The organism is Robertmurraya sp. DFI.2.37 (genome assembly GCF_029211245.1).
GTDB lineage: Bacteria > Bacillota > Bacilli > Bacillales > Cytobacillaceae > Robertmurraya > Robertmurraya methanolica_A.
The window spans coordinates 37,764-59,706 of record NZ_JARGEJ010000008.1 but is presented as its reverse complement, the minus strand read 5'-3'; the positions used below and the strand labels follow the sequence as shown (position 1 = coordinate 59,706).

At 34.5% G+C, this 21,943-nt stretch carries 20 protein-coding genes; all 20 read right to left on the bottom strand.

Annotated elements, in window-relative coordinates:
* Nucleotides 1–7: 7 nt before the first annotated feature.
* Nucleotides 8–1,054 (bottom strand): pseudaminic acid synthase, encoded by a 1,047-nt coding sequence (gene pseI / locus PZE06_RS06615; RefSeq protein WP_150914874.1) that lies wholly within the window; start codon nucleotides 1,052–1,054, stop codon nucleotides 8–10.
* Complete coding sequence (locus tag PZE06_RS06610; protein ID WP_225310625.1) at nucleotides 1,044–1,478, bottom strand: glycosyltransferase; 435 nt, start codon at nucleotides 1,476–1,478, stop codon at nucleotides 1,044–1,046. Before PZE06_RS06610 ends, pseI begins: the two co-directional genes overlap by 11 nt.
* Nucleotides 1,479–1,490: 12 nt before the next feature.
* Complete coding sequence (gene pseG, locus PZE06_RS06605; protein WP_225310622.1) at nucleotides 1,491–2,087, bottom strand: UDP-2,4-diacetamido-2,4,6-trideoxy-beta-L-altropyranose hydrolase; 597 nt, start codon at nucleotides 2,085–2,087, stop codon at nucleotides 1,491–1,493.
* A gap of 2 nt (nucleotides 2,088–2,089) precedes the next feature.
* Nucleotides 2,090–2,815, bottom strand: coding sequence for a cytidylyltransferase domain-containing protein (locus PZE06_RS06600; RefSeq protein ID WP_150914873.1), 726 nt, complete (start codon nucleotides 2,813–2,815; stop codon nucleotides 2,090–2,092).
* Nucleotides 2,816–2,840: 25 nt separating this feature from the next.
* Complete coding sequence (gene pseH, locus PZE06_RS06595; protein ID WP_150914872.1) at nucleotides 2,841–3,374, bottom strand: UDP-4-amino-4,6-dideoxy-N-acetyl-beta-L-altrosamine N-acetyltransferase; 534 nt, start codon at nucleotides 3,372–3,374, stop codon at nucleotides 2,841–2,843.
* A 4-nt stretch (nucleotides 3,375–3,378) separates the two neighbouring features.
* Nucleotides 3,379–4,587 carry an acyl-CoA reductase gene (locus PZE06_RS06590; RefSeq protein ID WP_150914871.1) on the bottom strand — a complete coding sequence of 403 codons (1,209 nt, stop codon included), beginning with the start codon at nucleotides 4,585–4,587 and terminating at the stop codon, nucleotides 3,379–3,381.
* Nucleotides 4,584–5,642: a LuxE/PaaK family acyltransferase gene (locus tag PZE06_RS06585; RefSeq protein ID WP_150914870.1), complete on the bottom strand. Its 1,059-nt coding sequence runs from the start codon at nucleotides 5,640–5,642 to the stop codon at nucleotides 4,584–4,586. Before PZE06_RS06585 ends, PZE06_RS06590 begins: the two co-directional genes overlap by 4 nt.
* 11 nt (nucleotides 5,643–5,653) lie before the next feature.
* Entirely contained in the window at nucleotides 5,654–6,856 is a 1,203-nt protein-coding gene (locus PZE06_RS06580; protein WP_150914869.1) for an AMP-binding protein, read from the bottom strand.
* A complete protein-coding gene (locus PZE06_RS06575; protein ID WP_150914868.1) occupies nucleotides 6,816–7,025 on the bottom strand; it encodes a hypothetical protein in 210 nt (69 codons plus the stop codon). Before PZE06_RS06575 ends, PZE06_RS06580 begins: the two co-directional genes overlap by 41 nt.
* 114 nt (nucleotides 7,026–7,139) lie before the next feature.
* A complete protein-coding gene (locus PZE06_RS06570; protein ID WP_150914867.1) occupies nucleotides 7,140–7,883 on the bottom strand; it encodes an SDR family NAD(P)-dependent oxidoreductase in 744 nt (247 codons plus the stop codon).
* 11 nt (nucleotides 7,884–7,894) lie between these two features.
* The gene (locus tag PZE06_RS06565; RefSeq protein ID WP_150914866.1) at nucleotides 7,895–8,134 is read right to left on the bottom strand and encodes an acyl carrier protein; all 240 of its coding nucleotides are present in this window, start codon (nucleotides 8,132–8,134) and stop codon (nucleotides 7,895–7,897) included.
* A gap of 92 nt (nucleotides 8,135–8,226) precedes the next feature.
* Nucleotides 8,227–9,384 (bottom strand): glycosyltransferase, encoded by a 1,158-nt coding sequence (locus PZE06_RS06560; protein ID WP_150914865.1) that lies wholly within the window; start codon nucleotides 9,382–9,384, stop codon nucleotides 8,227–8,229.
* Nucleotides 9,385–9,466: 82 nt separating this feature from the next.
* Entirely contained in the window at nucleotides 9,467–10,588 is a 1,122-nt protein-coding gene (locus tag PZE06_RS06555) for a glycosyltransferase (RefSeq protein WP_150914864.1), read from the bottom strand.
* 226 nt (nucleotides 10,589–10,814) lie between these two features.
* The gene (locus PZE06_RS06550; RefSeq protein ID WP_150914863.1) at nucleotides 10,815–12,035 is read right to left on the bottom strand and encodes a glycosyltransferase; all 1,221 of its coding nucleotides are present in this window, start codon (nucleotides 12,033–12,035) and stop codon (nucleotides 10,815–10,817) included.
* Nucleotides 12,036–12,058: 23 nt separating this feature from the next.
* Complete coding sequence (locus PZE06_RS06545) at nucleotides 12,059–13,297, bottom strand: glycosyltransferase (protein ID WP_150914862.1); 1,239 nt, start codon at nucleotides 13,295–13,297, stop codon at nucleotides 12,059–12,061.
* A gap of 62 nt (nucleotides 13,298–13,359) precedes the next feature.
* Complete coding sequence (locus PZE06_RS06540) at nucleotides 13,360–14,556, bottom strand: polysaccharide pyruvyl transferase family protein (RefSeq protein ID WP_150914861.1); 1,197 nt, start codon at nucleotides 14,554–14,556, stop codon at nucleotides 13,360–13,362.
* The gene (locus PZE06_RS06535) at nucleotides 14,549–15,844 is read right to left on the bottom strand and encodes a nitroreductase family protein (RefSeq protein WP_150914860.1); all 1,296 of its coding nucleotides are present in this window, start codon (nucleotides 15,842–15,844) and stop codon (nucleotides 14,549–14,551) included. The genes PZE06_RS06540 and PZE06_RS06535 overlap by 8 nt, the downstream gene beginning before the upstream one ends.
* A gap of 26 nt (nucleotides 15,845–15,870) precedes the next feature.
* Nucleotides 15,871–17,538, bottom strand: coding sequence for an asparagine synthase-related protein (locus PZE06_RS06530; protein WP_150914859.1), 1,668 nt, complete (start codon nucleotides 17,536–17,538; stop codon nucleotides 15,871–15,873).
* Between the two features lie 20 nt (nucleotides 17,539–17,558).
* Nucleotides 17,559–20,465: a motility associated factor glycosyltransferase family protein gene (locus PZE06_RS06525; protein WP_150914858.1), complete on the bottom strand. Its 2,907-nt coding sequence runs from the start codon at nucleotides 20,463–20,465 to the stop codon at nucleotides 17,559–17,561.
* Nucleotides 20,459–21,799 carry a UDP-glucose dehydrogenase family protein gene (locus PZE06_RS06520; RefSeq protein WP_150914857.1) on the bottom strand — a complete coding sequence of 447 codons (1,341 nt, stop codon included), beginning with the start codon at nucleotides 21,797–21,799 and terminating at the stop codon, nucleotides 20,459–20,461. Before PZE06_RS06520 ends, PZE06_RS06525 begins: the two co-directional genes overlap by 7 nt.
* Nucleotides 21,800–21,943 lie beyond the last annotated feature (144 nt).

Here is a 21,943-nt window from a genome sequence, read left to right as displayed (position 1 = left end):
CCTTACTTTATACAATGTCCCACGATAATGGGGTTCCTTTTTTCACATCTACTTTCGCCTGTTTTCCTAATACATTTTTGTAATGCTTGGGAGGCAGACCAAATCCTGGTCGGATAGCACGAATATTGTCCTTCGTCAACATTTCACCTGCTTTTATATCGTTGACAACATATAATGAACGGCGATCTTTTAACGAACGTTCCTCCGCCTTTGTCGGCCCATAGCTAATTTGACCAAGACTTTGCCATGCTTTTTCAGTCTCTTCTACGAGTGCTTGCATTTCCTCTGGCTCCATAGAGAACGCAGCATCTGTTCCACCTTCAGCTCGAGAAGTCGTGAAATGTTTTTCGATCACAGTTGCACCTAAAACAACGCTCGCAACGCCAACTCCTATTCCCATCGTATGGTCGGATAAACCAACCTCACATTGGAATAACTCTTTCATGTGAGGAAGAGTTAACAAATTCGAATTCTCAGGAGAAGCCGGATAAGTACTCGTACATTTTAAAAGAATAATATCTTTGCATCCTGCAGTGCGGGCAGCACGAATAGATTCATCGAGCTCGGCTACTGTTGCCATTCCTGTAGAGATGATGAGTGGCTTTCCAGTAGAAGCTGCCTTTTCAATAAGAGGGATATCCGTATTTTCAAAGGATGCAATTTTATAACATGGTACATTAAGCTCTTCAAGAAAATCCACTGCTGTCTCATCAAAGGGAGAACTAAAAGCAATAAGTCCTAGCTCCTGACATCTTCGAAAGATCGGTTCATGCCACTCCCATGGGGTATAGGCTTCTTTATATAGGTCATAGTAAGACGTTCCCTTCCATAAACTTTCCGGGTTATCTATATAAAATTCTCCCTCTTTTATATCTAAAGTCATAGTATCTGCTGTATATGTCTGCAATTTCAATGCATCAACCCCAGCCTTAGCTGCTGCTTCTACAATTTGCAACGCCTTTTCTAAAGACTGGTTATGGTTCCCTGACATTTCTGCTATAATAAAAGGCTTATGTGCAGAACCTACGAGACGCCCTCCAATATTAATCGCCATTTCCAACCTCCATAATTGCTTTAACAACAGGGTGTATTTCATGCTTTCGATTTGCTTGCATGAGTAATGTTGATTTCGCTGAAAGCTCCCTTAATTTCTCAGGGGATTCCATTGCTCTCTTTATTATATCGACAAGTTCCCTTTCTTTTACACCTTCATGCCAGCCCAGACTCCATATTGCTCCATACTTAGCTGCTGCAACGGTAGACTCCAGTTGGTTTTCAGCAACAATCGTCACAATCGAAGGCACCCCAAGATAGCAGCGTTCCCACATCGTAACACCTCCGGCCCCCAACGACAAGTCGGACTCTCTCATTAAGTCGGCAAGATAATTGATTTGTTCATAATAGCGGAAGCCTGATTTCTTACATATTTTTGCAATCGAATCTTTCTTCGGGTTTGATAGTCCAACTACTACATGAATTTGGACATCCCCCTACACTAATTTACTAAGGGCATGCAGCGCCTTCACCGTTTCACCAGTCGGGTCAGAACCGCCGTAAAAAACTAAAATATTGCCAATCTGAGCATTTGTCCGCACCCTATTTTCTTTATAAAACTCCGGTCTGAGAAGTAAATATGAAGGTCCCAATAACTTTTCACATTGCTCAGGCACTAAAGTATCGTATCTGCTCTCAAAATTCTCTTGGTAATTCTGATCTAAAAGAAGATCGCAATCATGCTTGCGATTCGCTAAATCATCAATCACCATAAGCTTTAACTTACTTAATTCACTTTTTAAGACACTTTCCCATTTTTCGTCTATTTGATAATGATCAACAATCACTAGATCACATTCTTGTTCCTTCAATATGGCTACTGTACGCATGGCATCATACTCAAATTTCCCACTAACAGCAACCACTTTAAAGCCGAAAGACTTCACATAATCGATCATATTACCAGCTAGCTCAGCACAAATAAAAGTAACCCTGGCTCCATTCTCCTTTAAAAAATTGGCCAAGGTAAGACAGCGCATCATATGTCCAGTTCCTATTGTAAACGAAGCATCTACGCGAAAAAAAATATTCATCTCTACACAACCGGTTTTTGCTCGATATGAGCGTTAATTTTCGCAATTTCAGGATGGTCTAAAAGAAAGCGCACGACCTCTTCTGAAGGTACAAGTAAATCCCCTTTGAAATGCTCAGCAATCTGCTGACATAGTTCATAGTCTTCTTCTGTGTCTAAGGTAATTCTAAGATGAGGATGGCTGAGCCCTTGAGGTAGAGCTACATAAGACCATGAAAACTCATGATTATTTTCATACGCATAATAAGTTACATGTTCTTTATGACGCTGCTCCTTACCATGCTTCTCAATATATTTCAGTGCAGTAAATGAGAATAATTCAACTGCTAACCCTCTTGGCAATTCCCCTCCAATTTTTATAAAATCACTTGGAGATTCTTCCATTCTCCTAATCATCTCTGATGCTAATTGAAAATCAACATATGGACAATCAGCAGTTACTCTAATAACATAATCGGGATTATATCGTTCCGCTGCCTGCGCATAACGCGAAAGGACATGTTCTTCCGAACCACGAAAATAGGCAATATCTTTTTGTTTACACCACTCTTCCACAATATCGTCTTGTGCAAGGGTGGACGTTGCTACTACTACATCACTCACTCCGACTATTTTTTCACATCGCTCGACCACATATGAAAGAACATCTTTTTTGCCTAAGGGCTTTAAAATCTTACCAGGCAATCGAGAAGAACCCATTCGTGCCTGAATAATGACAATTGTTTTCATAAGCCGCCACACCTATCAAATAAATTTATTGTACTTCAGGAATATAGTTAGAGAATTTGCTTCCGCAAGTATCCCACATATTTTTCGTCATCTCATATATATAAACATGATGATATTTGTTATATTTAAAAATATGTTCTGACAAATACCCCACTTCTCTAGCACCCTGTTTCAAATGAAGCTTTCTGACTCCCTCGTTTTCTTCCATTACTTCTCCTACAAGCTTATTCAATCCCATCGTTTTAAAAGCGTAATTATAGACATACGGACCGATAAAACCACCTAACATACTAAACTTGGGATTCCCAATATAAAAGTTCCAATGAGCTCTCTTATCACGAGAATGAATATCCGTTATGGAAACAAGTCCGATCGGCTCGTCTCTATAAATCATAATCCAATAATAACTGTGAGGATCTTTTTTAATGGACTCAAACCAGCTTCTCTGTTTTACTAAATCATACTCAATGTCGGTATACATATACCTTGTTACAAATTCGCTCGTTCGCCAATTTAAAATTAATTCTAAATGTTCTTCTTTAATAGAAACAAATTGCATAATATCACCTAATAACAAGTTCTCTAGTAAAATGCATCATTAAATCATAGCCATCCCAAACTCCTCCAAAAGCTAATGACTGTCCTACAGGTACAATCCGGTCAATACTCCTATTTTCAATAGCTTTTGCAAAGTCTATCAACGCCTCTCGCGTAAAACCAAAATAGGATAAAGTCTGATCCTTATCATCAAGTAGAGAACTTAAATCCTTTAATTTCGGTAATTCTAATTCATAAAATAGTCCCCCACCGCAATGCCTTTCTTTCATTTCCCTATTAATAGCTTCCAATTGGACACGAGTGAAATTCTGTTGATGCATAAAAGAAGTCGTTTCATTATCAATACTTAATAAATAACCTGTCGTTAATTTCTGCACCTGCATTGCTGCCGATAGCTCTTCCAGATGAGCATCTAAATGGTCATTTAATTCGTTCCAAAAACGCTTTTGTGCAAGGGCAATTAAATCTGGACTTCCAATCCATGCGATCAAGCGAGGGGATGAACAGGCCATTTGCGCAAACCAAAAACCATCATTATAAAACTGATGAACAAATTCTTTCATATCGGACTCATTTGCATTAATGACTTCCTTTGCCTCAAAGGCAGACAACGAAAAACGATCGGGAAAAACCAACTCAGTGGCTAATGGCGCCAGCGGTATAGAACGAATTTTCCGCACCGTCTCATCTCCGCCCCAAACAATTCTGATATGACAACGCTCTGATAAAAAACGGGTAATTTCATCATTATGTTCATAAGTAACAATTGCAGTTCTACTAGCAACCTCTGGATGCTGAGCAATCTCTTTTAATATTGCCGCAATAAGCAGATCAGTTTGCTGCTGTTCACGTCCGGATATTCGCAATATATTATTATTTCCCGCAAGCATCGAAAGCACCCACGAGTAAACAAATATTGTATCAACATTGGAAGGGGCAAAATGCAATGCTACTCCCCGTGCCCGTAACAGTCTATTGTCAGCTCTTTTTAAAAAGGAAGCTTTCATTTCCTCGATATGCGCCCTTCTCAACCAATAGGCGAGTGTAATTAATTCTGGGTATCTTCGATAAGTATGATCCTTTAAGATCGTTTTTGATAATGATTGCAGAAAAGCAACCACTCTTTGATCAAATGGTTTTAGTGGCCTCATCTGGATAACAGACTCTATCTGGGTTTGCCATCTTTCCGAGGTAGCTGGCCAATAAAATCTCATATCGTCTTCCCCACCTTTTTGTCGAAAGCGAATGTATCACTACATCCGCGTAGCTCTGCTTTTGGTATTCTACCTGCGACAGAAAAATACTTTCCCTTCCAACCGCATGAGCAATCATCTTCACCATGAATGGTCCCTAAATCTTCTGTCAATAAACTGTGCCCTGGATAACTTTTTGGTAAAGTACTCAGCACTTGGATCAATCCTTGTTCACCAAAGGGAAGCGGCTGAAAAGAAAGGGGATCTCTTATAATAACATCTGCATAAACGGGTGTATGAAGATGCCCCTTTGGACATTCTACAAAAATGGAGCCGACTTGCTCGACCATTCCATAATAATTATGAATAGATTGAATACCAAATTGTTGGAAAAGCATGTCCTTAAATCTCTCATTACTAACAGACTGATCTTTTAACTTTTTCCAACCTCCACCATGAATCAGCACACTGTCTTTTAAATTTAATTTAATTCCTTTACTTAAAGTAGCTTGATAAAAATATTGCCAAATCATAAATGTAAAGCCAAATAGAAGAACCCTTTCATCCTTGTGTTGTTCCAAAAATTCATTTAAACCGTCCCAATCGATCGTCATATCATCATGGAGCAAGTAAAAATGCCTTCTTCCAAAATTGGAAAATCCTAAAATCCCTGCCCCTCGAGCACTAAATGATTTTCGGTCCTTTAAAACATTTTTTGTGTCAATCATAATCATTGGTAAGCGTTTCTTGCCAAGCAAGGGGGTCATAACTTCTACAAGAGCTTTAGTCTGTGCCTTAGCTGTGTCTTTATCTAAATATATTTTTGATACTTGCTGACCTGTTGTACCGCTTGATGTTAAAACCTTAAAAATATCGTTCTCTGCAATGGAGTGCAATGCCAGCATTTTAAAAAGTTGAACTGGCAAGAAAGGAATCTCCTCTAAGGTTGTTACTTCTAAAGCATGATTCGATTTACTTAGCATTTGTTTATATGGTTCACAGTGACTATAATGAAATTTCGTCAGCTCATTTAATTCTGCTAATAAGTAATTCTGTTTGTCAGCACTTTTCGTCATAAAAGGTTCCACTATAACATCATTTCCTTTAACACTACATAATTTACTTTACCATTCGCTAGTCTTGGGATATCCTCCACCACTTTAACTTGAAAAGCACTTCTATGTAGCTTATATAAATCTTCAATTAGCCTCTTTATTTCATCCTTCAAGTCCATCACATCGGTTACTACGAATAATTTATCATCCGTACCTACACAGAATACGTCCTTTCGCAAGGTTTTTTCAAGCTGCTTTTCGATCTCGTCCAAATTTAACCGTAGCCCAAATAATTTAATAAATCGCTTCATGCGGCCCTTAATGTAAAAGTAACCATCTGCATCGACTTCCGCAATATCTCCCGTATGCAGCTTGCCGTTTAGCTCATCACCTCTTGCTAAATCGTTAAAATCTTTGGCATAGCCCAGCATCACATTAGGTCCCTCATAGATTAATTCTCCCGTTTCTTCATCAATCGTTAACTTTCCATTTGGGATCGCCTTTCCTATGCTTCCTATTTTGTTAAGAAGCTCTTCTGGAGGTACATAGCTAATCCGTGGTGCTGCTTCAGTTTGACCATACATCACATAGAATTTTTTAGCAAATCTATTCGCATACTCAGCATAAACGGAAATGTGTTTTTCGCTTAACCTTCCCCCCGCTTGAGTAAAGTATCTCAAATGAGGCAGCTCCATTTTTTGAAAACCAATTCTCAAAAGTGTTTGATAAGTATAAGGCACCCCTGCCAGTGAAGTGGCTTTCTCATTTTCAACAAACTTCCAAAATTCTTTCGAAATGATGCTATCATTGGTTAATAAAATGGATGCTCCTACGTGAAGGTGGCTATTTATGATGGAAATACCGTACGAATAATGGATGGGTAGGTTAACCAAGCCTCTGTCATCTGTTTGTAGATGTAAATATTCGGATATCGATTTTGCATTAGCAGCAATATTTTCATATGATAATTTCACAAATTTCAAGCTTCCAGTAGTACCAGATGTACTTAATAAAAGAGCGACATCTTGAAAAATCTCATAGTCTGGAGCCACACTTCTTCTTAAAATACCAGCTTCAATTGACTTATAATCTTCATGATGAACATCACCAATTATATATGCCGGCTGATACGAATCAATAATCGTTTGTAAAAGGCTTTCCTCCAGATCTGCATTAACTAACATAACTGCATCTTTATTTTGAAGCACAGCCAAATAAGAGACAATAATACTCATAGTTGTTTTTCGCCAAAATCAGAATTAGTTGTTTATAAGAAGCTCTTATTTTCTTTTGCAATCCCTCCATATCCTGTTGTAATTCACTGTAAGTATATGCCTTACCTACCTGTTCGACTACAGCAACGCGATCCTTATATTCACTGAAATTATTCCAAAATGTATGCACGATTTCTCACCTGTCTATTTACGGATTATATTAGATTTTAAACTATCGCGACTAAAGAATCTCCATTCTTCTTTTTCATCGGCCAAAAATAAAAAAAGTGTAGATAAGGAGCCATTAAACGACCATGCCCCCATCTACACCGATCACCTGCCCAGTAACATATGAAGATAAATCTGACGCTAGAAAAAGAAAGACGTTCGCCACTTCTTTCGGCTCTCCAATTCGCTTCATTTTAATACTCTCGATCACTTTTTCCAATCTTTCGTCTTTATAATGACCTATTAAATCCGTATTTATAAACCCAGGTGCTACCGCATTAACTCGAATATGATACGGTGCTAATTCTTTCGAAACCGATTTTGTTGCACCTATCACCGCAGCTTTGCTAGCTGAATAAGCAGAATTTCCTTCAATGCCATTCGTCCCTGCTATTGAACTGACATTTATAATAGAACCTTCCTTTTGCTTCATCATGATACGCGATGCATATTGCATATGGTACAAAACAGAATGTACATTCGTTTCCATTGTTTGCCCTATAAGCTCATCACTAACCAAACCAAGCAGCGATTCATTCATCACACCTGCATTATTAATAAGTACATCAAGTCTGCCGAACTCTTTCTTGATCGCCTTAAAGCTATTTTTTATGCTCGAAATATCCTTAACATCATAGGTCAGCACATACGGACTAATTGAACTAACTTTCGCTACCTTCTCTATTGTCTCCGTTAAAGAAGCTCCATTGCGAGCATGCAATATTAGTCGTGCGCCATGCTCCGCAAATAAAAGAGCTGCTGCTTGTCCTATTCCTCTCGAAGCTCCTGTAATAAAGACTACTTTATTCTTTAATAACATTTGCATCGGACCTATTCAAATCGAATATCATACTTTTGTAGAATTTCTTTTGCTTTTGCAAAGGAACTCAAATCAAGTACATCATCCGTATCAAGCATAATATCAAACTGGTCGTCAATTTCAGCTACCAACGCCATATGAGCAACTGAATCCCATTCAGGGATAGTATTGTAGGCTAGAGTATCTGTTACTTGGCTTTCTTCAATACCTAATGCTTCTGCAAAAATAACTTTTAACTTCTGGTGATTCATAATGAAACCATCCTTTCTCCTTCTGCTCGCTCTATTCAACGTTTACTTATTTTTTTGATTTAGGAGACCACTAATCTTCCCTATGTTAACTTTTAAGTAGAAGCATAGCGTATAAGTACCGGGCGAAGTTGACGCATAGTAACTTTAAGATTTGTTCCACTTTGATTTTTGACTTCTTTAAGATTATAACTAGCATCAAGAAACTCAGGAAATAGCTCCGTAGCCTTTTGTAGTATAACTACACTTTTTTCACTATCATTCAACAAGTAATGCATTACAGCAAGATTGTTTAAAGATGCGCCATCCTTTGCATTATAGTTTAACGCCTCAGTAAAGCTTTGACGCGCAGAACTATACTCCTGAATTTGATAGTAATAAATGCCTTTTAGAAACCATACTTTATTCATTATTCTTGGATCTCTATCTATTATAGTTTTTAATATGTTAATTCCATCGTCCCACTTCCCCATTCTATAAAGGATATTAACAAAATCTACTTTATTCTCATTGGCAGGAAGGCTTCTTTTATAGATAGCCTGTTTTATATACTCTACATCATATTGCTCCAGTACTTTTCTTTCACCTTCTAGCATACCTTTAATATTTGCAGATGTGTTATTCCCGTGTCTTCGAACTTTAAATAATGGAATATCTACATATCCGTATCCACCTATCGCTGCTAGGCGTAACCACAGATCCCAATCTTCAGAATGTGTCAACGAAGGATTAAATCCAGATGACTTAATAAAACTATCTTTTTTAACAAGCGTTCCAGATAAATATACATGATTCCTCAACAATTGATACCCTAATATATCTTGTGAATGAACCTGTTTAAAACGATGTACGCCTTTAAGCAAACTACCTTTTTCATCAATTTGTTGATAAGCACTGTGAATAAGCACCCAATCATCAGAATCACTTTCATTCAGCTTGTTAAAATATTGCTCCAGTAGATTTGGTTCTGCTAAATCATCCGCATCCATAAAAAGAATCCAGTCCCCCTGAGACAAACTTACACCATAATTTCGTGTAAATGCCACACCTTTATTTTCAGAAAAATGATGAAAAATTAGGTTTGATTCTTTTGAGAAATTCTCTAAAACATCCTTTGTCTTATCAGTGCTTCCATCATTCACTACTATAATTTCGTTTGCTTTCTTAGTTTGATCAAGGAGGCTTTGAATGGTTTCAGCGATATACTTTTCTCCATTATATACAGGAATGACTACTGAAATTTTGTTTTTCATAATTTATCAAACACTTCTTTCAAAAGTTTGCAATTCGCTGTTTACTCAAGACGATTATTTCCAAGCTACTTTCCCAAAAAAATTAGTCTTTCATATAAGGATATAAAAAATCATTATCCTGCATCCCATTCTCTTGGAGCTGATTGGTTAATAGATCGTAATGGTAGTAGGGTGAGATGATGACTTTGACATCCTCAGCTAAATATAATTGTTTTGGACTAATAATTTCTTTTCCCATAACTTTTTGGCCTTGTTTTTGTTGATTACTGTCTATGAACGCACATATTTCATAACTATACTCTTGGAGAAAAAGGTTAATGGATTGACCGGCTTCACCAGCACCCCAAATATAAAAATTACTTCCCTCATTATTGTCCATAAACTCAAGTATCGCTATACGATCTAAAATAGAATAAAAATACGTGTTTCTTAAAAAATGTTCGTATTGATAATTTATAGGCGGCAACTCGTATTTCAGAAATAACTGATTAATAAATTGATATAATTCTTTCGTGTATTCTTGATGCCCTTCTATACTATCTCGCCGAGTTGAATCATTATTCCCATGAATTCGATAAAGACTTAAAGGGTTACTTAATAAAACAATTTCACCTTCTAACGCTGCATAATACATTAATCTTGAATCGCTCCAAATATGAGAAAGGTGATCTTCTTTTATTGGCAGAACCTTCCCTAGGAAATCCCTCCGAAAGGATAAGGCACTTGTTGAAGAAAATAAATGAAAGAAGTCCTTTTTTTCTATTAAATGTTCTCGATAATTGTCAATTTTTTTTAAAACAGGTCTAATAATATTCCTTGAATTACCTTTATTATCTATCTCAGAAAGTAGATGTTGTACTGCAATAACTTCTGGATTTTCTTCAAATTCCTTAACAACTAATTCTACTTTATCTCTCACAAAAGCATCATCACCATCTAGCAGACAAATAATATTACCAGATGCTATTTTATATGCTTGATAAATTGCATTTGCCTGATTAAAGTTCGCTGTACTTCCATAGTTACAACTACTTATTATTTTTACCTCTTTATATTGACTTGCAATCTCTAAAGAATTATCCGTCGATCCATCATCATACAATATAACTTCAATATCATTATATGTTTGATTTAAAACCGACTCAATACACTCCCTTAAATAGACGCCATTATTAAAATTATTTATCAACACAGATACTATCATTTAGTACTCCTGTCCTTAAATTCAATTATTTATTATAACGTAAAGATAAGTGAGTCCATTTCATAATTGCGCACTTCAAGTTAAAAACGAACGTTCATTTGACTTTCGCATTATTTTAAGGAGTAAATGGAGATATAAATGATTATTAAACATGATATTGTTCGTTTTTTAATTAGCGATGGTACATTATGAAATCGACTCAAGTGTCGATTTTTTAATAAACATTTCACAACCTTCTAGAAAAAGTAGTGTAATCATTTCTTTCAGAAAGACCAAACTCATTTAACTGATTATAGATATCCTTCCAATACATTGAACTAACTAAAACAAATATATTTGTTTTTCCATTCAAAATTTCCGGAGAAAATATTTTAAAACCTTCAAACTCATCGTTCCATTTTAATGAATTGCTATCAATAAATCCTTTAATTTCAACATTATACTTTTTCAAAAGCTCCAAATCCTGCAATCCTTGATTCCCTGTTCCCCATATAAAAATATCTCTATTTTTATTTTTTATCACTTCAATTTCTTTCGACATCGCAAATAACTTTTCAGAGATTCGATTAAGCATTTCATTAAATTCTTTTGTTGAATAGTATTTTATAAGATTATTTTGTTGTTTTAATTTTTCGAACCACCTTAATGTATCTTGTAAATGAATTAAGCAATAACCAAATTTTCTTAAAGAAACATTATAATGAATTGTGAATTCATGCTCTGTTGGTTCTATCCCGATTTTTGCCAATTCCTTTTTTCTGATTATATTTGCATAATACTGCTGATTCGAATAACCACTTGTACTAATTTGGTCATAATGTCTTCTATATAGATATAAAACTTCTGGAACACAAGAAATTTTTATAGAATTAGGCAAACTTGCGTACCATTGATAGTCTACTGCAGCCTTATACGTTTCATCATGATATAAACAATTTAAACTTCCTATTTTCTCTTTACGAAACATCATAAACGCAGGGACACCTGGGTTAAAAATCATTTGTGAGCGGATAGAATGACTATTTATATCCATTGTCAGCTCTGTACTATTATTGTGTTCATCAAATTCTTTAACCCAGCAAGATACTACATCAATATCCTCATGAGTATATAGAAACGTTAATTGTTTCTCCAACCTTTGTGGTAAGTTAATATCATCTGAGTCTGATATCGCAATGAAATTCCCTCTCGAAACTGAATATCCAGTATTTCTAGCAGCTGCAACACCTTTTGTTTCCCCATGCTCAATAAGAATTATTCTCGGATCGTTAAACGACTCTATGATTTCTCTAGTCTTGTCCGTTGAACCATCATTAACTATGATTAACTCAAAATCAGTATACGTTTGATTTAAAATACTTTCTATAGTCTCTGCAATATATTTTTCTCTATTAAAAACTGGCATTACAATACTAATAATCGGTAGTGAACTAACATTATGTTCCATTTGGAAGACTCTCCTTTAGAAATCTATTTAACAATTGCAAAGTGAGTACCTCTTCTGAAATTATCTCTTTCTAATTGTTCAGCAATTTCATAGAACCAACTAGATGCAATAAAAATAAAATGATTGTGATTCAAATCCTTTGGATCAATAACTAGTAAGCCCTCAATTTCTTGACCCCATTTATTACTATCGTTGTCAGTAAAAAAATCGAGTCGAATATTTTGTGATTTAAGAAATTTCAAAGCTTCCTTCCCATATTCCCCACTTCCAAAAATCACATTATATCTAGACTGATTATTAATAACTACTGTTCCTTCAGAGTATCTTTGAATCACCCCAAAATTCACTTGATTTACTTTATCACTGTTTCGTTCCAATACTCTATTTAGAATAAGATAATAACGAGTCGATTTCTCTTTCTTCTTTATTATTTTGTCTCCCAGATAATAATCATTTTTCCAATCCCTTATACACTGATCCCAATTTTTATATTTGTTTTTAAGAACTTCCAACGAGGCTTCCTGTTTTCTAGACTTTTTTATAAAATGAGATTCATCCTTAACATAGTCATGATATATAATGGACGCTGGAGAATACACTTGTTTGGTCCTATCTGGTTCTAAGTTCAGTAAGCGAATTGCTAACTCTATTCCACCATGGCCAAATTCAATGCTATCATTCCAGCCCCCAACTTTATAAAATATTTCCGAAGAATAGGAGGAATTACCTTCTAAGTCAGAGTATGAAGATAATATCGTGTTCCCATGATAATAGTGTAATTGCCTATTATTTAACAGATTTTCAGTCTTAGGAAGATACACTCCTCGAACTGCAATAACATCAAAACTATTAAACATCTCAATATGAGATTCAATCAAATCACTATCAGGTATTCCGTCATCTTCCAAAAAAAATAATATCGGAGCATTGGCAAATAAAGCTCCAATATTTCTTGCCAAATACGCTCCTGTATTGATGTTTAATTTTATATAAGTATCTATATAAGGCTTTAATTCGGCAAACTCTCCCTCGTTACCACCATTATCAACAAATATCAATTCAAAATTATGCTTTCTCTGGCTTTCCAAGATCTTAAAGCTCTTTAAGGTATCCTTATGAAGTCTCCAAGAAATGACAATTACCGAGATGGATGGGGAATTAACGCTGCGATACCTCTCTATACTCTCAAAAACGTTTTGATACATAGTTCTTTTATGGATCCAGCCTTTATTTAATAATTCATTAGACAGGTTATTACACAAAGATATAACCTCCACAAATATATTTCTTTCCTAACATCAATGTACATGTTGTTTTTTTAATACTAACGATGTATTTCTTCTTTAATGAGATCCCACATCTCTTTCACTTTGCTACGGTAGGCTATATTGCCGTTCTCCATTCCCTCAGAATATTTTTGCTGAGCAACTTGATCAAAAAAGAAACGATTAAGTATTTTTTCTACTTCTTCCTTGCTCGATAAATTTTTAATTAAATAATCATTATTATAAAAATCATTAAATAACTCATCATACTTGTGGCTCCATCCTATTCCTATACAAGGGATATTTGAAGTTAAAGCACTTATTAAGCCATGGTACCTTGACCCAATTACAGCAGAAGACTTTGAAATAATGCCCTTTATATATAAAGGATCACCTTCTCTTAAAAGAGGGATGTCAAAACCAATTTGCTTACATATCTCTTCATAAATCAAGTTATCTTTTCCTGTCTCATGTATTAAAACAAAAAATTCTATATTATTAACTTTTAAAAATTGCACAATATTAATTAACAAATTCATATACCATGAAGCTGTTTCGGAATTAGTCTTATCAATCATTCGAAAGTTTGGGATAAGACAAACTTGGTCAGATTTACCATTAGTGGTTGGAATTTTCCCATTAACCAGACAAGTAAAATCCGGGAATTTTCTTACTTTGTTCTGTAAATTATCCGGGCAAATCTCCATAATATTATTGTAAGAAATTTCATCTCTTGGACAGATAAGACTTGCCGATTCAACAATTTTTAAAAATGATTGTTTTATCTCATCAGTTTCAAAAGGACCAAATGCTTGTGGAAGTAAGAATATTTTCTTCCCCTCTTTATTCCATTGCTCATATAAAAAAGCACCCAAATGAGTCTTATGGTCTCCCCATTGACTGCTATATCTAAATCCTGACGCATCAAGAATAACATCAATCTCATTTGGTGCGACTAACCCTAATCCCTCACTAAACTGAGAATGAAAAAAACGCTCAAATATTTCCTGATCCTTCTTCATATTATTTATTGCCGTTCTTTTCCCTTCATCACTAAACTGATATCCTAATGGATTAACTCGAAACTTCTGATGCAAACCTAGCTGTGATCTTTGTTCGAAAGTGCCCATTGTAAAGTCAGAAACCAGTTTATATGTATTGGCATCAGAAAACTGTTGGATTATGGCATGAAGCATTAACTCTGCACCTTTATTAACAAAATTCACGCCTGTTAGCTCTATCACCTTTTTATTCATTATTATAACTCCTAATCATATCTAATTCTTTTTTTGCTGAATAAGCTACGAGTTTATCATGGTCAGGGTAGCCAAGTGCAATCATCATTATCGGCCTTTCATAAGATTCTAGCCCCAATAATTTCTCCATTTTAACTTCTCTTTCCTCAATATCTGCCCAATTTAAGATACAAGAACTAACTTTTTGAGTTTCTAATGCATAGATAAACGACATGACTGCTAAAGAGGAATCAATATAGATTAAATGTCTATCTCTTTCATCAAAATAAGATGATAGATCACCTATAACTACAACTAAAACCGGAATAGAATCTTCAAACCCTTTTATCCCTAACGGCAATTTTTTAAGTTCTTTAAGCAATTTCGGATCGTCAAAAATTCTAAATTTAAAAGGTTGTCTGTTACAAGCGCTTGGAGATTGCAAAGCAACTCTTATACTTTCATCTATTATCTCTCTAGGTACTGTCTTTTTCTCAAAATAACGGACTGAACGTCTATATTTCGAAAGTGCATACAACTGTTCTATCTTTACGGGAGCCTCAATATTTTTTCTTTTATAAGGGATATGCTCTGAGCTTCCACCCTCAGTTTTTTTTGTTTTTTCAATAAACTCTTCTTTCAATCCCATAAGATGATATGTTAATCTAACCGTTTCAAAATATTTACACAAAACGTCATAAGCCCATTTTTTCAAATTCTCATCAGCTGTATTATTTGTTGATAATTGATAATAGATTTTTACTGTTTTATCAATATAATCAAGAGCAAATACTGACTTTTTATTTTTATTTAGTAAACCTTTTTCTATTCTGTGTATATCTCTTCTAAAATCGTTTATATTCGGTTTATTGATCCCCTCGAACGTAGCTATTAATTCTCTATCAAAGTCTCTATTAAAAAAATAGTATAGTTTAATTAGAAATTTATAATTTCTTATAAAATGCTTCACCTTTGATTTAAAAGTACTATAGTTATTTTGATAATTGATTAGTAGATCAATTCCGTTAAAGAAATGAACATTTTCTTGAAACCCCATCATTAACAATTGATCAGCAATTTGAGGGAATGCTTCACTAGCAACAATGATCCTTATTTCATCTTTACATTCCTCATTTAATTTAATGGGGTTCTTTATTTCTTTTCTGTAAAATTTCTTACCCCATTTCAATGTATTGTTATCAACAAAATATTTTACAGAAAGTTTGTATCTAGTTATGATATTTTTACTAAAATTTCCAGTCCCGAAAATTACTATTTTCTTTCCATTAATATTTGAAAGCAATTCCATTTTTCACCTACTATCTCATTAGGAGATTATCCTAATGATATATAATTAGACTCAAACAACTGTTGTAACCAAATTTCAAATGACACATATTTCAATATATTTATGGAATAGTTTTTTTCTTTCTTTACATGCATTTCCCATTCATACTTTACATACTTTTCATTAATAAAATTATTGTATATTCTATTTTTATTTTCGAACAAAATATATTCAACTAACTTTTTCTCTTTATCTTCCCTAAGAAGAGTGCCATAATTTGGTGCACCAAAACTATAAAATTCAACCATTTTTTTATCAAAATTAAAATCAAAATGATTTTCTTGTGAAATCGGATATCCTGTTTTCTCCCAAGGAATAAACATAAAATATTCCGGAAAAGTATTTAATAACATTTCATTGTATAGCTTAGATCCTTTTATCCATTCTTGAGGTAGTGCAAGTATAAAATTCATTAAATCATTATCAAGAAACGGATAACGGTGTAATACACTATGGCTCACTGCATTCATTGCTTCATTTATTCTCCTACGACCCCTATTCCTGATATTTTTAAAAAAATCTCCTCTTTCTTCACTTTGAATATATGATCCGCCCACTATTGCATCCCCTAAAAAACCACTTAAATTAATATCGAATGGTTTTTCTTCTTTAACAATACTCGAAAGTTGAAGATGAAAATGCGACAAGGAAACATGTCCATCAACCTTCCATAAACCAAGTAATCTCTTTTCTAACCAATTTCCTGAGTAGATTAAATGTTCCTTATACTCAGAGTCCCTTAAAGCTGATACCATTCGAGCAATTTTTAATTCTGCACTTCCTTTTTCCCCTAAAGAAATTAAATTTATTTTGTTCCTAAAAGAATGAGGTATTGCAGCAAAAATTGCTCTAGAATCTAGACCCCCACTTATGAATAATCCAATAGATTCTTTGTTACTATGTCTCTTTTTAACTGCCTTCTTAAACAATCTAGATAATTCTTCTATTGCCTCTATTCTATTTATTGTATCTTCTTTGTAAATACTAATATTATCGTATGACCAGTATTTTTCTGTAAATGTAATTCTTTTTTGCTTAATAGACCATTTCACTACCATTGCTTCTTCTAATAATTTAATCCTTTCAACCCAGGTCTTATCACCATTTAAATGTCCTCGATTATATTTTTCAAAAAAGACATTTACAGAATTCTTATCTATTTGTATTTTAAATTTTTTTAACACTTTAGCTACCTTTACTTCTGAAAACCAATAAAACTTTTCATTATGAACCAAATAATATAGATTTTTTAACCCATTTCTGTCTGACACAAGTAAAATTTCTTTATTTTTACTATCATAGATAACTGCGGAAAATACACCGTCAACTTTTGCAAATAAATTATTCTTTCTTAAATAAATTATTTCTCCTATTATTGCTTCAGCACTTCTTATATTATGAATATTAAGTTGTTCCAACATTTCATCATAATTATATATTTCTCCATCGAGCCATATAAGCAAGTCTCTATGTTTATATGGCATCGGTTCCTTATTTAATATCCCATTAGCCACTCTACCTATACATACTTCATTATGGATAAATACTTCATCAAGATAGTTATTCTCAGAATATTTCAGTATTCTTTCTATATCATGTATTAGTCTCTCATTCTTAACCTCGGTGTTATCATGAAAACCAAAAAGTCCTGGCACTTATCATCATCCTCATTTACTTAATCAGTATCAACAATTAATAGTAGCGGTCGAAACCCAATATAGCTTTTGATTGAATTGGTATTCGACCCCATTTCTGTAGCGAAAGAATTTTCTCCCTCAAGAGTTCTTCTAGTCCTTCTATTGACATTATTTTTTAAGATAGAGTTAGTCCATGAGGTAATACGATACCCATATAATTTTTTACCAGCATTCCACATAAATTCATCTTTTGGATGAATATTTGCTGAGAAAATACCATTGACAATATACTTATCCCAATCATTATCTATATCGTCTGGAGATATTCCACCCGACATTAACTTAGCTTTTAAACTGTAACTCTTCTTATCCTTAAATATTTCCTTTCCATTTGAAGTTGCGATTCCATTCTCATAAAGTCGATCCCACGAAATACTATGCTGCACATTTCGATCAGCAATCAATTTCTTTTTACCAGCAACCTCATCAACCATAATGAAGTAAAAATCTCCATCGGGAAATGCGCTAGACTCAGGTGGAATAAACTCCTTAGTTTCTTCACCTAAACCTAAAAATTCACCGACTTTATTATATGTAGCTTTATAGTGGCAGCGAATTCTCTTGCCAAGTTCTAATTCCTCAATTTTGCTCACTTCATGTACATGGCTAATCCGGCTATCTGAAGCAGTTTCTATTCCTGAGAATACGAAATTTCCTTTATCTAACACTTTTATCTCAATAAGATGTTCTTCATTTTTTAAATGATGCTTCTCAAACAGGACTTGCTTGAAATTTGCTGTTTCAAAATTATGTAGCTCTGAATTTCTTACTGAAATCTTTTCTGTGTTTCCGTCAATCGTAATCTCTATTTGTCTTGAACTATCTCTTCTCATTGAACCTAAAATTTTTAATGAAGTTCCTTTAAAACGAAAACTTACTGAAGCATTATTTCTTCCGTTCATTTGTTTCATAGAGTAGTCAACAGAGTAACCAGCCGTTAGGTTTTGCTTTTCCCATTCTCCGATATAGTGGAAAGCCCCACAATCGCTTGCGTAAAATTTACTTAGCGGCATTTCAACTTTATTTGAAAGTTCCCAATGAACTCTATAAATATTAGCAGAAACACATTCAAACGTTTGTTTACATTGTTCTATAAATGGGAAATACCCTTCTATAATCAACTTTGCTCGCTCAATTTCACTTGTCAGCTTCCGAATATTTGCCGCTTTAATGGTTAATGCTTGAAATTGGGTCCGAAGAATCGGTTGAACAAAATAAGAATAGATTTCATTTCCAATGAATTTCTTCATTAACTTGTTGAATTTCTCTATAATTTTTGTCAACTTGTCTGTTTTTTTACTTTCGACACTCGCCTGCATTTCTACTAAAGTCGAACGAACTTCCTTGTAATCTTTTCGAAACCGGTCAATTGATCGTTCAATTTTTTTACAGCATTCAAGTAGATAATTAATATCATAGTTATTCTCAATACCTAAATACCAATTCTCATCCACGACTTCCTTATTTAATTCTCCATCGATCAACTTTTCTAGAGGTTTAAAGCTTGTTCCTTGTATAGCTGCTCCACCTTTAGTTGTATTAATTACTTCTATATTAGGATATTCGCTAATTTGGTTTTCAAGGAATTCCCTCATACTATTAAAAGAAGAATTCGTCTCAATGCTGTTTCCATAAACGTCTTCAACAACTAAAGTGGATTGGCGATCCTTCTCTTCTACCTTTATAGAACGATTTTTTTGCTGGTACTCAACATCCTTTGAGTAGTACTGCTCATTTTTAAAAGCCAAGTTTTGCCCAACAAACAGAACAGGATTACATCCAAGTTTTGCCGCTAGCTGAAAGGTAACTGCGGCAATGGTTGGCGCGTCCTGAACTAAATCCATTTCGCCACCATTTGAATTTTTTAAATAATATTTTGCCACCGTGTCTTGACTTGTAACCATATGTAGCTTTGGACCTTGATACATCTCTAACGTTTCATAACCAACACTTGTTCCATAAATCATAGGAACATCTGCAATCCCTTGTTCAATCATACTTGCAAAAACCTGATGATTATGCCCTTGAGGATCGTAGGTACAAACCGCATCAGGTATAATATTTTGTGCAATTAACGCCCGGTTTGCTGAACCTACTGCAAAAATATAAGCTAATTTTTTTTCTTTTATATAACGAAGGTTTTCATATTCGTCCTCTAAAGAGGGGCCAGCTGATACGATAATTAGGGGCTTATTGCGAAATCGAAGCTTAAATTCATCGCTTAATATATTGGGAGTTTGAACAGTTTTTGGTAAATTTACTAAGCTATTTAATGTCCACCTTGTACTAAAAGCACTGTCTACATACAAAGTTTGTCTTTTAGAAGAAACCGCCGCTTTAAAATTTTCAGAGAATAGCACGAATTTTTCTTTAAATATTTGTTGATAGCTAGGCAAGACGATAAGCAGAATCCGCTCTCGGATATTATGTGTTAGCTGTTCTAAAAAAAGCTTCCCCTCTTCGTTCGAATTTTCGACAAAGATATTTTTTGCTTTGTGAAGTGGGAGCTCTTTTAGTGACTGTACATTTATAAACTCGTGAAAAATATCTATACTTGGTTCATAAATAGAAAAATTAAAATTAGGATGCCTCTTTAAAAATTCCTTTACATGATAGCCTAGCCCGACACCATAAAATAGCACGTGCTCATAATCGTCAATATTGATATTAATTTGATCGATTAGTTGTTCTGCTTCTCTTTCAGGGTCATATTTACTATGGACAAGCATATGGCGCTCATCCAGTGTGATTAGTATAGTCGGCTTCCCTTTTCTTGATTCAATTGTGCTACAGGAGGTTTCTTGTTGATTATTCCATCTGTTTTCCAATTTCTTTACTAGCTCTGGATAGTTTTGTTTTAAAAAGGATAAATTTTCGGTTACCATAAGTAAATCGCCTCCCTCTTCAACAGAAGATCTAAGTTGCTTACAGAATCAACGGTATAATATTCAAATCCACGCTTTTGTAATTCTTCCATCGGTAGACAATAACGCCCATCAAATACAATAGCCGTTTTCATGACTCTCTTCATTTTTGCCGAATCAATTTTTTTGAACTCGTCCCATTCCGTTAAAACTAAACAAGCATCTGCTCCATCTACAGCATCATATAAGGAATCTTTGTATTGCACTTCATAAGGAAGAACTAATTTCGCCTTCTCCATTGCAATTGGATCATATGCTACTATTTGAGCACCATGACTGATCAGTTCATTAATAACCTTAATTGAAGGAGCCTTACGCATATCATCCGTATTAGGTTTAAAAGAAAGGCCAAGAACAGCGAGCTTTTTATCTTTCAAATTAGAAAATCTACGAAGTACTTTTTCTACCAATTTTAACGGTTGTTTTTCATTGACATGAATGACACTATTCAAAATTTCTAATTCATAGCCATTTTCTTGTCCAATATGCAGCAACGCATTTGTATCTTTCGGAAAACAAGAACCCCCATATCCTATACCTGCATTTAAAAAAGCATGGCCAATTCTTTGATCCATTCCCATGCCCTTTGAAACGTCTGTTATATTCGCACCAACTTTTCCGCATAAATTTGCCATTTCATTTATAAAGCTGATCTTAGTTGCAAGAAATGCGTTAGAAGCATACTTAATTAATTCAGCACTCTCAATATCAGTATGTATTACAGGGAGGTTGAACGGACTGTAAATCCTTTCAACAAAATTAGCAGTTGCCTTTGTATCTGAACCAATGACAATTCTGTCCCCATGAAAAGTGTCATATATAGCATGGCCTTCTCTTAAAAACTCGGGATTGGAAACTATTTCTACTTCCACATTTACCTGAAGATGTTCGAGAATTGTTTTCTTAATAGTTCTATTTGTTCCAACAGGTACTGTACTTTTTGTAATAACTACGATATTACTTTTTAAATGTCTCGCAATATCCTTTGCTGCCTGCAAAATATAAGTTAAGTCTGCTGAGCCATCCTCACTTTGCGGCGTATCTACGGCAAGATAAACTGCGTCTGCATCATTGAGTCCTATTTCATGACTTAAAGTAAACCGCAGTTTCTTGTCAGATATGTTTTTCTTTAACAGCTCCTCTAAACCAGGTTCATAAATAGGAGATATTCCACTGCCTAGTTTTTTAACCTTCTGTTCGTCTATATCAATACATGTCACATCATGACCGATCTCCGCAAGACATACACCGGTTACAAGTCCAACATAACCTGTCCCAATGATTGCAATTTTCATTTTTTTCACCTGCAAATTCTTATAAATTCCCCAGCTTCTCTACTAATGGTTTTCGCTCTCAAAAGATTTCAATACAGTAAAATCATTTTAGTTTAACATACGCAAACCTCTTGTCTAGAGCAGCTAGCTTTTATAGACGAATGA